Origin of the sequence: Vibrio sp. S11_S32 (genome assembly GCF_014694465.1) — a bacterium.
GTDB classification, from domain to species: domain Bacteria; phylum Pseudomonadota; class Gammaproteobacteria; order Enterobacterales; family Vibrionaceae; genus Vibrio; species Vibrio algicola.
In genome coordinates, this window is the sequence record NZ_JAAUWS010000173.1 from 1 (window position 1) to 287 (window position 287).

Annotated in this window: 1 tRNA gene and 1 rRNA gene; both read right to left on the reverse strand. The window is 45.3% G+C overall.

Annotated elements, in window-relative coordinates:
* Positions 1-21: 21 nt before the first annotated feature.
* Positions 22-97, reverse strand: a tRNA-Glu gene (locus tag HC723_RS17155).
* A 116-nt stretch (positions 98-213) separates the two neighbouring features.
* Positions 214-287: ribosomal RNA gene (locus tag HC723_RS17160) — 16S ribosomal RNA — on the reverse strand; the annotation flags it as partial.

Below are 287 nucleotides of genomic sequence, written 5' to 3' on the forward strand. Positions count from 1 at the left end.
TCTTAATCAAAAGGAGAGAAGTGGTATCCCGTAGGGGAGTCGAACCCCTGTTACCGCCGTGAAAGGGCGGTGTCCTAGGCCTCTAGACGAACGGGACACAGGATTTTTATTCATTTCTGAATAAAATGCGAAAGCATATGGGATGCTTTCAAACTCTTTTCTTTTCTAAACCTAATCAATCTGTGTGGGTACTCATCAAAAATAATCTTTTCGTAAGGAGGTGATCCAGCCCCAGGTTCCCCTAGGGCTACCTTGTTACGACTTCACCCCAGTCATGAACCACAAAG